The 13,953-nt window shown below is 59.7% G+C and carries 12 protein-coding genes; 4 read left to right on the top strand and 8 right to left on the bottom strand.

What is annotated here, in order from left to right:
* Window positions 1–75: 75 nt before the first annotated feature.
* The 5 genes from EFB14_RS08635 to EFB14_RS08615 all read right to left on the bottom strand — a co-directional run bounded on the left by EFB14_RS08635 (window position 76) and on the right by EFB14_RS08615 (window position 5,433).
* Window positions 76–747: a winged helix-turn-helix transcriptional regulator gene (locus EFB14_RS08635; RefSeq protein ID WP_245438220.1), complete on the bottom strand. Its 672-nt coding sequence runs from the start codon at window positions 745–747 to the stop codon at window positions 76–78.
* A 35-nt stretch (window positions 748–782) separates the two neighbouring features.
* Entirely contained in the window at window positions 783–1,556 is a 774-nt protein-coding gene (gene fabG, locus EFB14_RS08630; RefSeq protein ID WP_126824512.1) for a 3-oxoacyl-ACP reductase FabG, read from the bottom strand.
* Window positions 1,553–3,262 carry an acetolactate synthase catalytic subunit gene (locus tag EFB14_RS08625; protein ID WP_126824509.1) on the bottom strand — a complete coding sequence of 570 codons (1,710 nt, stop codon included), beginning with the start codon at window positions 3,260–3,262 and terminating at the stop codon, window positions 1,553–1,555. The genes fabG and EFB14_RS08625 overlap by 4 nt, the downstream gene beginning before the upstream one ends.
* A gap of 2 nt (window positions 3,263–3,264) precedes the next feature.
* A complete protein-coding gene (locus EFB14_RS08620) occupies window positions 3,265–4,626 on the bottom strand; it encodes an aspartate aminotransferase family protein (RefSeq protein WP_126825294.1) in 1,362 nt (453 codons plus the stop codon).
* A 111-nt stretch (window positions 4,627–4,737) separates the two neighbouring features.
* Complete coding sequence (locus EFB14_RS08615; protein ID WP_126824506.1) at window positions 4,738–5,433, bottom strand: GntR family transcriptional regulator; 696 nt, start codon at window positions 5,431–5,433, stop codon at window positions 4,738–4,740.
* A 245-nt stretch (window positions 5,434–5,678) separates the two neighbouring features.
* On the opposite strand from EFB14_RS08615, the gene EFB14_RS08610 reads away from it, so the two are divergent.
* The 4 genes from EFB14_RS08610 to EFB14_RS08595 all read left to right on the top strand — a co-directional run bounded on the left by EFB14_RS08610 (window position 5,679) and on the right by EFB14_RS08595 (window position 9,629).
* Window positions 5,679–6,788: an ABC transporter ATP-binding protein gene (locus EFB14_RS08610; RefSeq protein WP_125848000.1), complete on the top strand. Its 1,110-nt coding sequence runs from the start codon at window positions 5,679–5,681 to the stop codon at window positions 6,786–6,788.
* 1 nt (window position 6,789) lies between these two features.
* Window positions 6,790–7,698 (top strand): ABC transporter permease, encoded by a 909-nt coding sequence (locus tag EFB14_RS08605; RefSeq protein ID WP_126824503.1) that lies wholly within the window; start codon window positions 6,790–6,792, stop codon window positions 7,696–7,698.
* A 70-nt stretch (window positions 7,699–7,768) separates the two neighbouring features.
* Window positions 7,769–8,539 (top strand): ABC transporter permease, encoded by a 771-nt coding sequence (locus tag EFB14_RS08600; protein WP_126825291.1) that lies wholly within the window; start codon window positions 7,769–7,771, stop codon window positions 8,537–8,539.
* 31 nt (window positions 8,540–8,570) lie between these two features.
* Window positions 8,571–9,629 (top strand): extracellular solute-binding protein, encoded by a 1,059-nt coding sequence (locus EFB14_RS08595; RefSeq protein WP_125848002.1) that lies wholly within the window; start codon window positions 8,571–8,573, stop codon window positions 9,627–9,629.
* Window positions 9,630–9,679: 50 nt separating this feature from the next.
* Here the strand turns inward: EFB14_RS08595 and EFB14_RS08590 are convergent, their stop codons facing one another.
* From EFB14_RS08590 to EFB14_RS08575, 3 genes are all read right to left on the bottom strand, one after another.
* Window positions 9,680–10,921 (bottom strand): 8-amino-7-oxononanoate synthase family protein, encoded by a 1,242-nt coding sequence (locus EFB14_RS08590; RefSeq protein WP_126824500.1) that lies wholly within the window; start codon window positions 10,919–10,921, stop codon window positions 9,680–9,682.
* 124 nt (window positions 10,922–11,045) lie between these two features.
* Entirely contained in the window at window positions 11,046–11,729 is a 684-nt protein-coding gene (locus EFB14_RS08585) for a winged helix-turn-helix transcriptional regulator (RefSeq protein ID WP_126824496.1), read from the bottom strand.
* 742 nt (window positions 11,730–12,471) lie between these two features.
* Window positions 12,472–13,953 (bottom strand): BID domain-containing protein (locus EFB14_RS08575; protein WP_164737507.1); only part of this gene is annotated, 1,482 nt, incomplete at its 5' end.

The following is a 13,953-nucleotide window of genomic DNA, read 5'->3' as shown; positions in this document are numbered from 1 at the left end:
CCGGAGCCATCGGTAGGATCGTTCGCCGATGCAACGTGGGGCAACCGATGGAATTCAGAGTAGAACATGCGGGCATCAAAGATCGTGGCATTCAAGAGCGTACCCCGCCCCGTAAACGGTGCGAATCCTCAGATTGCTGAGTCCTGCAAACGCTTTTCGTAGCCGGCCGATATGCACGTCGACCGTCCGGCTTTCCACAGCGCACGGATCCGGCCAAACGGCCTCGATGAGTTGCGCGCGGGTACTGATCTGCCCCTGCCTTTCCAATAGGAATTTAAGGATTCTCATCTCCATTGGCGAAAGCGCAATTCTCTTGCCTGAAACCACAACGGCATGCGTCGCGAAGACAATCTCGGCGGCCGCAGCACAGTTTGGCAGAGGGGAAACCTCCGATCGCGAGCTTATGCCTTGCAGAAAAGCGAGAAGCTTTGAAGGCGACAAAGGACGCGCGATGCCTTCGTCGAGCCCCGCCTTGATCAATTGCAGGTGCTGGGTCCGCGTGTTCTCGCCGATAAGTGCACCCACCGGAAGGCCGGAATCCTTCAAGAGCTGACATAGCGGCGCAACGTCACTCAGCCAGGCTGCACAATCGAGGATGACGGCGGAAAGCTCTCCTGATGCGCAGGCGTCCACGACATCGTCGTCATTTACAGCAAGATGCGCCTCGAACCCCTCACTACGCAGGATATGCGCGAGGAGCAGATAAAGCTCGGCGTTCTGCGAGCAAACCAGAATGACAGCAGCCATGTCGATTGCCTTTTCCTTGCCTTACGAACGCAAGCTCAACTCGGCGCGAACTCGCCACCGTTGACATCTATGATGGCGCCATTGACGAACCCGGCATCCTCCGATGCCAGGAACGCGATCACTGCGGCGACGTCGTCCGAAGCACCGAGGCGACCGGCCGGAATACGGGCGAGCGCGTCGATGTTGGCCTTGCTTTGCGGGGAGCCGGTCAGAGGCGTCAGGATGCGACCTGGCGCCACGACATTCGATGTTATGCCATAGGGGCCATATTGAGAAGCCAGTACGCGGGATAGTCCTGAAAGTGCGGCTTTGGACGTCGCATAGCTCGCGCCGGCGATCCGTGGTCTTGTCCGGCCTGCAAGAGATCCGACGAATATGACGCGCCCATAACCTTTTTCCTTCATCGCAGGCAGAACTGCCCGACAACACAGCATCGTCCCCGTCAGGTTGACGGCGAGCACGTCGTTCCACTCTTCAAGGGTAAGGTCGGCGACGTGAAGAGGGCCATCGGGACCTTTTGGCGATATTCCCGCGTTGCAGACGAGGATCCCAGGCGTGCCCAAGACATGGACGACTACGTCGAAAAAGGAGTTAATTGCCGCCGGTTCGCGGAGATCAACCTTTCTTGCAAGCGACCGTTCCGGTCCAAAAGTCTCGGCAAGCGCGGCGCCTGCGGCCATCACGCTTGCTTCGCCATGGCTGAAGACGGCAACCCGATGACCGGCCCTGAGCAGACGAAACGCAGTGGCAAGACCGATCCCGGTCGTGCCACCACTGATGACCGCAACACGCGGTATGCCCGGGCTCATGCTGCCTGATCCATTGCAGCAAATAGCGAAATGGGTGGATGGGCATCGGCCTCCGTTATCACCTCGATCAATAAGGGGCCTTCTTCATGCAGACCGCGCTCGAGGTATCGAGGAAGATCGGCAGGATCGGAGATACGGACTGCCGAGCAGCCGCAAGCTTCGGCAATCTGCCGATGATCGACATCCGCGAAGCTGCAGGCGGTCGTGAAGCTGCCGAACTTGACAGTTTCAGCATCACGCTGGAAGCCGAGGATACCGTTGTTCAAAACGATGATGAGTATGGGAAGCTTGCATCGCACCATAGTCTCCAACTCCGCCCAGCTGTGGGCGAAGCCGCCATCCCCTACGATGGTGACGACCGGCTTATCCGGCTTTGCCGCTTTCGCGCCGAGGGCAAGTGGCAGGCCCCACCCAAGTCCGGCAAGGCCCCGCGGCGACAGGAAGCGCATACCGGGAGAAAGGGCCCGCAACTGGCCGGCTATCCACATCGAGGAGTAGCTCGCATCGGAAACAACGGTCGTTTCTGCTGTCAGCACTTGCTGCAGTTCGGACATGACGCGCTCGGGACGTATCGGACTGTTCTCCGAGCCAGCGACGGATTGCCGCTCCGTGTCAAACGCGCGCCAGAAACCAGCGATCCGAGCCGTCAACTCGTCGCGCTGCGATGCGCGGTACGAGAGATCGCGTCCGGCAAGCGCGCTTCGAAGCGCGCTGATGGTTTCGGCCGCGTCGCCTGTCAACCTGAGCGCCTCATAAGTACGCCCGATCTCGGTGGGGTCGACATCGATGTGGATGACGGATGCGGAAAAGGGAATTTGGCGCCAACTATCGGTGCCATTCTGGTTGGTTCGTGTCCCGACCAGAATGACGAGATCGGCTTCTTCGACGAGCGCGAGTGTGTGCCGTCCAAGCGATCTCGGCCCGACGAGAGCGCCGAGAACGCCAGCCGACAGCGGGTGGAATTCGTCGACCGCGCCTTTTCCCATATTGGTCGTCAGCACGGGAAGCGAGGCTTCGTCCTGCAGCGCCGAAAGCTCGCCGGCGGCATGGCTTGCATGGACGCCCCCTCCGGCAATGACGATAGGCGCGTGGGCAGCGGCAATCATCGAGGCCGCGCGCTCGATCTCGCGATCGCGCGGACGCAGCCGATCGAGCGGCCAGTGGCCGAGGACAGCCTCGCGCCGAAAAGCCGAAGGGGCTACCTGCTCCCGCAAGAGGTCGGCAGGGAGCAGGAGAGCTGCCGGTCCTGGCCGGCCCGAGGCGGCCGCCGTGAAGGCGGCATCGACATAATCGTCGATGCGCTCCCCAACGATCACCTTGCGAACCCACTTCGTGCAGGATTGGAACACGGTAAGATGATCGAGCTCCTGGAATGCATTGCGGTCAGCCTGATCTCGTTCGACATCCTGGACGAGAGCAACGACCGGAACGCTTGCCTTCAGCGCTTCGGCCAGCGGCGGAACGAGAAGCGTTGCGGCAGGTCCGTTCTGTGCTGCTACCACGCCGATCTTGCCGGACAGGCGTGCGTAGCCGTCGGCCATGGTCCCTCCCATGTTTTCCTGGCGATAGGCGACCTGACGGATGCCGATTGCTTCGGCCGCGAGGATAACCGCCGAAGGCAGGCTCTGAGCAAAGATATGGGTGACGTCGTGCCTCTTCAGGGAAAGGGCGATCCGCTCGGCGACGGTTAGATGATCAGTTGCCATGGTCACATGCCTGCTTCGGTTGGGGTTGCTTCAAGGATTGAAAGGAAGTCTGCAAAGGCTGAGATGACCGCGTCACCGTCAGCAGTCGTCATTGCCGTCGAAAGGCACGCCGCAGCACCATTGGGAAGCAGGATGCCGCAGTTGAGGAAATGCCTGGAGAGGCGGCCCATCAACTCGGCCTCTCCCGGCGCGAGATACGCTTCGCGGAAGTCCGTTGGCTGCTTTCCTTTCGGGTGGATGCGAAACAAGGATGCAGCCCCCGTCACGCTGAAGGCTGCACCGTGGCGCTCGATTTCCCTTCGAAGCCCGGCGCGGATGCGATCGCCAAGACTCTCGAGTGAAGCGAAAGCACCATCCGTCATCGCTTCCATGGCGACCCGGCCGGCGACCATCGACACGGGATTTGCCGAAAACGTGCCGCCTTGCGGCAGCAGCGGCTTACCGCTGTCGCTTGCGAACACGCGCATTACCTCTTTGCGGCCGCCGATCGCCCCGACAGGAAACCCTCCACCGATGATTTTGCCGGCCGCGATCAGGTCGGGGTGGAGACCATAGCGGGCTGAAGCCCCCAAATATGACTGCCGCAGATTGAGGACCTCATCGGCTACGATGAGAATTCCGTATTGCTTCGCAATCGCCTCGACAGCAGCAAAAAAGCTCGGCTCCGGAGCAATCAGCCCGGCGCGGCTTGGCATCGGATCAATCAGGATACAGGCCAGCGACGGGGCAGCCGCAGCGATCCGGCGCTCCAGATCCGCGATATCGTTGAAGCGGATCACGGTTACCTCCTCACCTACCGAAGGTGGCATACCGCGATAGGCGGGTACGGCCAGCGACTGCGGTGGGTCGTTCCACATGGCCGGCGACACCGCCTGCCCCGTTTCCGCCCAATCGTAAGCGCCGTGATAGGCACCTTCGATCCGGGCGATGCCTGGCCGGCACGTAAAGGCGCGAGCAGCCTTGATCGCAAACATCACAGCCTCGGTCCCGCTGTTGACGAAGCGAATATGCTCGAGCGCTGGAATGCGCTCGATCAACAGCTCGCCCAGAGTGATCTCGTGCTCAGTCGGGTTGGAGAAACACGTTCCGCGATGAAGCAGATCCGCAACCGCATCGGCAACTGGAAGAAAGCCATGGCCGTGTATCAGCGTCGTGAAATTATTGTTGAGGTCGAGAAGGCGATTGCCGTCGACGTCGATGAGATAGGCGCCTTCCCCGCGTGAAATGTATAGCGGGCTGGGCTCGTGATCGACCGTGACCCGCGTGATCCCGGTCGGAAATACGCGACGACCCCGTTTGAAGAAATGTTCGGATCTCGACCGGGGAAATCCCCGGCCGCTGCGAAAGACATCTGGGTGAAACATTCTGATCTTCTCCGGCCAACGCGGGTCGCGGCGCAACCCTTCATAATTTTGTTATAACAAAAATCATGAACCCGAAGAAGTTGCAACAAAATAATCTGGCTGCCTTTGCTATTACCGCCTGAGACGCTCCTGCGCGGCCTTCTTCAGGCGCCGGTAGCCGTCTCGAATGTCGTTTTCCATTGCGGCACGGACTGCAGAAGGGTCTTTGTCCACCAAGCCCTCTATCGCGGCCATGTGGTTGTGGACACCGTATTTTGCTTCCGCGAACTCGGGATAGAGGTCGTGGAACGAGGCCCCCACCCTTAACCACAGGGCTTCAATGGTCGAAAGGAGGTGCGGCATCTCGCACAGCCGATAGATCGTGAAGTGGAATTCCTTATTGTCGTGAAGAGCGTCGGAGTAGCGCTTTTCGTCGAGCGAGAACGTGATTTTCTCCTGCAGCGCCAGGAGCTTGTCAACGACGTCATTGGTTGCGCGAAGCGCGCCTTTTTCGGTCGCCAACCCTTCGAGAGCAAGCCGCATCTGCGTGACTTCATAAAGCGCCGCAAGATCGAGATGCGGGACGATGACAGTTTTAGGACCCACCATGACGAGCGCGCCCTCGAAGACCAGGCGGTTGATCGCCTCGCGCGCAGGCGTGGCGCCAACATTCAACATCTCGGCAACCGAGCGGATGGGCAACTTATGACCGGGCTTGTAGGCACCACGTGTGAGTTGCTCCTTGATCGATGAATAGGCGAAATCGCTGAGACGTCCAGACTGCAGATCCGACGCCGGCGATTCCTCTCCGGTTGTAGTTTCGTTCAATTTTGACCCCCAAGCGTTGACATCTTCACATTTTTGTTGCAACAAAAATGGAATAGACGAAAAACGATGCCGTAATGTGACAGCATAACGGTATCGCAACTATTCGCAACGCCCTGGCCCCGGAAGGCCACGCCCGAAACAAGCTGCCGGTCTTGCCGGCATGACACCCACAGCACCCGGCGCCGCACGAGCGGAGCCGGGAGGTTTCAATGCGTGCCAAAGCACGCAAATGAGGAGATATCATTTTGATTGGTGCGCCTGTTTTTATCGATCGCATAGGCAAGGTCTACGGCAGCCAGACTGCCGTTGGCGCAGTGACCTTGGACATTTCGGCAGGCGAATTCCTGTCGATCCTCGGGCCGTCGGGATCAGGCAAGACGACGCTTCTGACAATGATCGCCGGTTTCGAAAGCCCATCTGCCGGACGTCTCGTCATTGGTGGGCGCGATGTCACGGCCATATCGCCCGATCGCCGTAATATCGGGATGGTCTTCCAGCGTTATGCCCTGTTCCCGCATCTGACCGTCGCCGAAAACATAGCCTTCCCGCTGAAGATGCGCGGCATCCGCAAAGACCTCAGGGCCGAACGCGTTGGCCGGGCGCTCGACCTCGTTCAACTTCCAGACTACGCCAAGCGCTACCCTCACGAACTGTCCGGCGGCCAGCAGCAGCGAGTGGCAGTCGCGCGAGCAATCGTGTTCGAACCGCCTGTTCTCTTGATGGACGAGCCACTCGGAGCGCTCGACAAGAAGCTGCGCGAATCCATGCAGATCGAGATCAAGCAGTTGCAGCGGCGCCTCGGCGCGACGGTCATTTACGTGACGCACGATCAGGAGGAGGCGTTGACGATGTCCGACCGGATCGCGGTTATGGCAAAGGGACAACTCGCGCAGCTTGGAACCCCGGCGGACCTTTACTGCAATCCGCAGAGTGCCTTTGTCGCCGATTTCATCGGCAAGATGAACTTCCTGACCGGAGAATTCCTGGGGGAGACCGCCGACAGCCGGACGATCAGACTGGGTGACGACGTGGTCATCGATACGCCGGGCGCTGTAAATGGTTTCGAGAGTTTGGCAAAAGCAGGCGATCACGTTCGGCTCGCGTTGCGGCCAGAGCGCCTCGGCCTTGCATTGCGAGGCACCGGGGGAAAGAACGCCCTTCCCGGCCGGATCGAAACGTCGGTCTTTGCCGGCTCCTTCGACCTCCATCTCGTTCGCACCGATTTCGGAAGCGGAGAGATCATTCAGGTGCAGATCCCTGCCGATGGAAAGAGGATGCCCTTTGCAATGGGGACACCGGTGGATGTCATCGCCGAACGGGACGGCCTACGGCTCTTTGCGGTCGCGGAGGCATGAGATGACCATGGCCGTCGACAATCTACCCCTTGCACCAACCCGTCCAGCAAGCTGGTTTTTCTCACGCTCGGCACGCCGGTATTCGCACGCGCTGACGCTCCTCTTGATTTCGCCGTTGATGCTCTTGCTGGCCGGAGGCTTCATCTATCCGATCGGGCGGCTTGTCTCTCTGAGTTTCATGGCGTCCGGATTCACGCTGGAGCACTACGAGCGGATCGTCAGCGAGCCACTCTATTTGGAAGTTCTGCTTCGCACGCTGCAGACGGGTGCAATCGTAACAGTGGCGAGCCTGCTGCTTGGATATCCGGTTGCCTTTCTCATGGCCCGCACCAAAGGCAAGACGGCGATAATCGTATCGGCAGCGGTGTTCGTACCGCTATGGACCTCAGTGCTGGTGCGATCCTACGCCTGGATCGTGCTCCTCCAGCGAAACGGCATCGTGAATGGTCTTCTGATCGAGAGCGGCCTCATTAGCAGCCCTTTGAAGCTTATTTACACCGAAGGCGCCGTGATCCTTGCTATGACGCATGTCCTGATGCCCTTCATGATCCTGCCGATCTACAACGCTCTTCGCACTATTCCTGCCGAGTACGCCCAAGCCGCCCGCAATCTCGGTGCCGGCCCGATCGGCGCGTTCATGAGCGTGACCTTGCCGCTCAGCTTGCCCGGAATCTTTGCCGGCTGCGTCATGTGCTTCATCCTGGCGATCGGCTTTTATATCACGCCGGCACTCGTCGGCGGGCCTGGAGCATTGATGATGGCAACGCTGATCGGTCAGCAAACCACCGTCCTGCTTGACTGGCCATTTGCAGCAGCGCTCGCGACCATCCTTCTGACCACGACGCTGGTCTTTGTCCTTGTGTTCCGCAAGGCGCTTTCCCTCAGCAAAGGAATGAACAGTGTCAACTGAACCCGTAGCCATTGCCCCATTCGCAGCCTATCGCGTCAACGGCACCCACCGACCTTACGGCAAAGCGGCCTTGCGGCTCCTTGGCGGCCTCTTGATCGGAGCAATCCTGTTCTTCCTGGTTCTGCCGACCCTGCTCGTTATCCCGATTTCGCTGAACGACAGCAGCTATATCGAGCTTCCGCCGAAGGGTCTGACGCTTCGCTGGTATGTCGACTTTCTCTCCGATCCGGACTGGTGCGCGGCAACGATCTTCAGTCTGAAGATTGCACTGGCGACGACGATTGCCTCGACGGTCATCGGGACATTGGCGGCCATCGGGCTCGTGCGCGGCAATCTGCCGGGAAAGACCCTTCTGCAGGCATTGTCGCTAGGGCCGATGATCGTTCCCCATGTTGTCTTTGGCGTTGCCCTCTATCTGGTTTTTTCCCCGCTCAGCTTGACCGGTAATTTCTCAGGCTTCCTCACCGCGCACACCGTGCTTGCGGTACCCTACGTGATCATCACCGTGTCGGCGGCACTCGAGCGCTTCGATACGTCGCTCGAGCTTGCCGCACTGAATTGTGGGGCAAGCCGGAGCCGCGCCTTTTTCAGCATTGTGCTTCCTAATATCGCGCCGGCGGTGGCTGCGGCTTCGGTCTTTGCGTTTCTGGCGTCATTCGATGAGGCGACCGTCGCCTTCTTCATTTCCGATACCGGCGGCAAAACAATCAGCCGCAAGATGTTCGAGGACATCGATTTCAATCTCACCCCGGTCATAGCAGCGGTTTCGACACTGCTCGTTGCAGTATCGCTGCTTCTCATGGGGACCATTCATCTCCTTACCGGCCGCGGGGAGGATTAACGTGGCCCATAATCGGACGAAGGAATACGCGATGATAGAGCGAACCAAGATCAAGCCTTTGCTGCTTGCGGCTTGCCTCGTGTTTGGAGGTGCGGCGGCGGCGCAAGCCGGGGAACAGGTCATCGTTGCGACCACAGGCGGCGCCTATGATGCGGCGCTTCGAAAATTCTGGTTCGAACCGTTCACCGAAAAGACCGGCATCAAGGTTGTTTCGGTCGCAGCAACGAATGCCGAGATGCGGGCGAAAGCTGCGGCTATGGTGAAGACCGGCAATGTAACCTGGGACCTTTACCCGGACGGCGAGATCCAGGCGAGTGCTGAGGCGCATCGGCTGACATCTGAAGACCTGACCGAGTTCTGCAAATCCTTCCAGGGCCGTCCGGACCTGGTCGGGGATGCCTGCATCAGCGGCGGGGCCAGGCTGTTTTCCACCGCAACGCTGATGGCCTACGACCCGACTGCCTTCAAGGACGGAAATCCGTCGAGTTGGGCCGATATGTGGGACCAGACAAAATTTCCCGGTGGTCGCTCGTTTCCAAACTTCGACGATCCATGGCGGGTCATGGCTGCCGCACTGCTGGCCGATGGTGTTCCCCGCGATAAGCTCTTTCCGCTCGACGTTGAACGCGCCCTCAATAAGCTCGACGAGATCCGCCCGGCTATATCGCTCTGGTGGAAGACCGGCGACCAGAGCGTTCAGGGCTTTCGCAACGGCGACTACAGCATCGGGCAGATCTGGCTGACACGCGCAAATACACTGAAGGCGGAAGGACGCCAGATCGGCTGGTCCAAGCAGGCCTCGTTCCTCGTCGGCGATCGCCTGACAATCATCAAGGATGCACCGAACCGCGCAAACGCTTTGAAGTTGGTCGGCTACTGGCTTGACCATCCGGAGGCGCAGGCCGGGGTGTGCGACGAACTCCTTTGCACGCCGCCGAGCCGCAAGGCGATTGACTTGATGTCGCCGGCTGCACGCGCGGCACTGCCGAGTGATGATGATATCCGGAATTACATCGTCATCCCGGACGCCAAATGGATCAACGACAACGCCGCGATGATGCTCGAGCGTTGGAACGCCTGGATCCGATGATCCATCCATCTCCGGGCGGCGTTACCGCCCGGAGGGGTGGAAATGGTTCCTTACCCCTTGAGAGCACGGTTGATGGCGACAGCGACGGCGCGTACTTCGGCAGCCATGTGGCCGGCCGTCGGGCATATCCGCAGCCCCGCCCTTCCCTTGGCCACCGTTGGAAAGAAAATGGCCGACGTGTAGTAACCGGAATCGAGCACCAGTCTGGCAGCGCCGATTGCCGCAAGCTCGTCACCGACGACAACGGTCCTGATCGGGAGACGGGACCCCGACTGTGCGGTCGGCACCAGTTCGTCGAAAAGAGAGATGTATTCTGCGAGCGCCCTTTGCCGCACGCCCAATTCCGGTGTGCGATGGACCGACTGAGAGGCGAGAGCTGCACCGATCGCCGCAACATTGATCGAGGCCGAGAAGGCATGCGCGAGAGCAAAACGCCGGAAGATCTCTTCCTGGAACGCCGTAGCGAGCATTAGCATGCCGCCCGAGGCTCCGAAGCCCTTTCCAAGAGAGGCTGCGATGATCGTCCGGTCACCGAGACCGTCAGGCATTTGCGAACGGGCAAAACCCTCGCCTCTTTCTCCGAAGATCGATATGCCGTGAGCATCGTCGATATAGAGGAAGAGGCCGTATCGGTCCTGCAGCTCGCGCAACTCCTTGATCGGGGCGCAGCCACCCATGGAATACACACCGTCGCAAACATAGGCGACCGTATCGTTCTGGCGGCAAATTTCTTCGAGCGCCTGAAGATCGTTGTGACCTATAGTTCGAACCTCGCATTCCTCTGCAACGACGGGCTTGTTGAAGGCGAGCGTTGCATGCGCGAGACGGTCGAACACCATGACCGGTTTTTTGCCGGCCGTGAGAACGCCGGACGCAATCAGCGGAAGCGCGCTCAAATTGGCAGCAAGCACCGTTGTGTAAGTGATCACCCTCGCACCGAAAAGATCGGAGAGAGCATCCTCGAGGTCTCCGAGGACTGCGAAATTCAGCCGCGTACGGGCGCAGGACCAGTGCAGCGTTCCGTAACGCCGGACCGTTTCAATTGCGCCTTCGATAATTGAGGGGTGATTGTCGAGCCCGAGATACGAGCAACGGACGAAGTCGACGACACGCTCTGATCGGCGCTCCCAAACCGGCAGTTCCACCGCTCGACCGTCGGACGGGTGGACATAGAGGGCCATCAGGCCGTCGAGATGGGCGGCTGCAAAGTGCGGACTTGCGTGGCTGATCAGGCCCGCGGTGTTTCTGTGGGATGTTTTCGCCGATCCGGCGCCCGATACTGCCTCTTGCATATTGTCCTCCCAGTTGATTCCATACTATTCACGCTATGCGCGTACTCTGTGTTTATGCAACGAAGGAGACAGCAAATTTTCGGGAAGTTTCGGTGAACATGTGAACGTAGCGAAGTCATATGTTTCAGGTGATATCGATTGCGTATCCTTCCTTTGGCACGGTGCGGATCACATCGCGGCCAAGCGCCCGCTTCAACGCCCGCCGGAGGCGGCCGATATGAACATCGACCGTCCGCGGCTCGACGAAGGCTGATTTCGGCCAAGCGACGGCGATCAGTTCCGTGCGGCTGAGAACGCGCCCCGCGTCACCCATAAGAGCGCTCAGCAGACGAAACTCTATCGGGCTGAGATTGACCGGCATACCCCGTACCAGCACACGCCGGCCGCCAACGTCCAGCTTCATATCGTCAAATATTGGAACGAGGTGGCTAGGCATCTCGTCGGAAGAATTGCCTATTTTATCGTGAAGGTAAGACAGTAGCCGTTCCGGTGGTAACGGCCTTGCAAAGCTCTCATCGACATCGGCTTTCAGTATGTTGAGATAGGCGGCCTTTTCGGCTACGAGCGCGATGAGTGTGAGGTTCTCTGCAAGCCCCTTTTCCGCAAGCCCAGAGGCGATATCAGTCAGGACTTGCGAACCCGGCTGGCAGTCGACGATGATGGCTGCAGCGCCGCGCTCCGCAGCGGTCATCACGGCCTCGTTTGGAATATCGACCAGCACCGTCCGGTATCCGGCCCCCCTCAAGATGTATGACAGCATCAAATAATAGTCGGCATCCCGAGATACTATCGCCAGAAGTGCGCTCATCGGCTCGATCCGCCAGCCGTTGAGCCCGTTCTCGCTATTTTTGATACGACAAAATTATCACTGAATCGCCTCATTCTGGGTAACGCCTCAAGCCTTATGTGTAGACAGCCGCTGAAAGAATCGCAAAAGCGCTCTCACTGCGGGTATTTTTATAGCTTGCTTTTCTATTTTGTTACAACATAATGTTGCGTGTGAGAAGCACTTCGCGCTGAAGCGCAATTTGCCAGGGACGGCACGTGATCGTGGCCCACTCGGTGGGATCGACGTCCGGCATGAATTGATGGCCTGTTTCCGGACGGTAACGGGGCTTTCTGATGCGCGAAACGTTCGAAGGGTTCTCAGCCGGCTGCGCCGCAGCCACACCGGATTTTTGGAGTGATGCAGATGTTGGGGACATAAGTGCTGCTGTCCGTTCGGTTTACGGACAGCATGCGAAAACAGCGGCCGCCTGGTGTGCTATAGGCGCGCGCTCAGACGGTCGGTCAGGCGATTTCAAGTTTTGGACCCGGGTTTTCGAGCTTCTGGGGACAGAGGAGATTGTGGAAATCTGAAAGCAAAGGCCAGGGTCATAGACTTTCAACGTGACGTCGCATGCGTATTCGGTCCGACGGCATTCCGAGGACGGGACGCGTAGCCGTGGGGCTTGCTTTGCAATATAGAACGCGGTGCGGGTCGCGGACGATCCCGTCGGAATGTGTCTCGCACTGGGCGATGACCACTACTTTTCGCCCTTCATCGTGCTTCAGAGATCAATGCCGCGTCTGCGGTTAACCGTGCGCTGGCGCCGTTCCGAGATGATCCGCTCGCTGCTTTCCGAGCGAACCGTCTGCTGCAGGACCTTCAGCCTTTCCTGCATCGCCTCGAAGGCGCGACGCTGTGTTTGTGGCACACGGTGGATGAGATCCTTTTCGCCGCGAACGATGGCGTTGCGACCGAAGCGCTCGTCGAGCGTCCGACTGACAGTGGCAAACTCCCCGCGAATGTTGGGGTCAATAGAGGCCGCCGATGCACTCAGCTTGTGGCCGTTATTCTTCGCCTCGGCAGTCAGGCGTGTCAGCACTTCTTCGGCCGCCTTCGACAGGCCGGGGATGGCAACCGCCATGCGCTGTCGCTCCTCGGCAATAGCCTGGCGTTCGGCATCAAGGGTGCTGGCATAGGCTCCGCCGAGCGACCGTAGGCGAGCGGCTGCTTCGGGTACGGCCTGCACCGCCTCTTTCCGCTCCCGGCCGGCAGCCAGCATCCGATCCATGAGGCGATCGGACCCCCGCAATGCACCGTAGGCTGAGGGGTCGTTGGTCACTGCGGCGGCAATGCGGTCGGCGGCAAAACCTTTCTGAAGCAGTTCCTCGATCTTGCCGACAACGCCAGCGGGATCGCGCCAGATCGTTGATGCCACGGCGGCCAGTGCCGCTCGCTGTTGGCGATAGAGAGAGCCGGCCCGAGCACGCGATCTCGCCTCGTCGTCGATCGGGGTTTTGAACTCGGTGACAGCGGCAAGCATGGGGACATACTGCTTCTGCGGATCAGCACTGGCCGCCGCGACGATCTTCGAACGATCCCACCGCTCGACGAGATGCTGTTCCTCGGCAAAGCGCTTCACGGCCTCGAACAGCCGGGTCAACTTCTCGTCTCTGATGCTTGTGAGGTCTTCCGGCATACGCTCGACCATGTTGCGTTCGGCAACCGCATCGGCTTTCGATGTGAAGGCGCTCCAGCCGAAGCGAGCGGTGAGCGCCTCGCTGACCGCCTTGATCTCCTGGACGACGGCACGATCCTCGGCGGCGAGTGCGAAGGCGCTCCTGTAGGCATCGTCCCCTCCTTGCCTGCGCACCGCCTCGATCTCGATGAGACGTGCCACCGCCTTCTTTGAGAGCGCTGGGATCGACAATGACATATACGCGCGGCGTTGTTGCTCGCGGCTTTCGAACCGCTCGGCGTTTCTGCGGAACTCCGTCGCGTGGGCGCGGGCAAGCGGCAACAGTTCCGTCAATGCCGCGGTCGCGATGCTGCGCTCGTCACGTGCGGCGCGACCGCCGATGATTAGGTCGGAGCCACGCAGGCGGCCGAGCCGATCGGGCGCAATAGCAAGATCGTCGGCGAGCCTTCGGGGTTCGATCTTCAAATTCGATGCCAGGGCGTTCAGGGCGACAAGGGCTGCATCCGGTTGACGATAGATCGTCTCGAGCAGCGGCCGCAGAATTGCTTCCCGCTCCATCCAGGCGGG

The organism is Rhizobium fabae, from assembly GCF_003985135.1.
In the GTDB taxonomy this organism is placed as follows: Bacteria; Pseudomonadota; Alphaproteobacteria; order Rhizobiales; family Rhizobiaceae; genus Rhizobium; species Rhizobium pisi.
The sequence above is the reverse complement of the archived record's forward strand: the minus strand, read 5'-3'. Positions and strand labels throughout refer to the sequence as shown.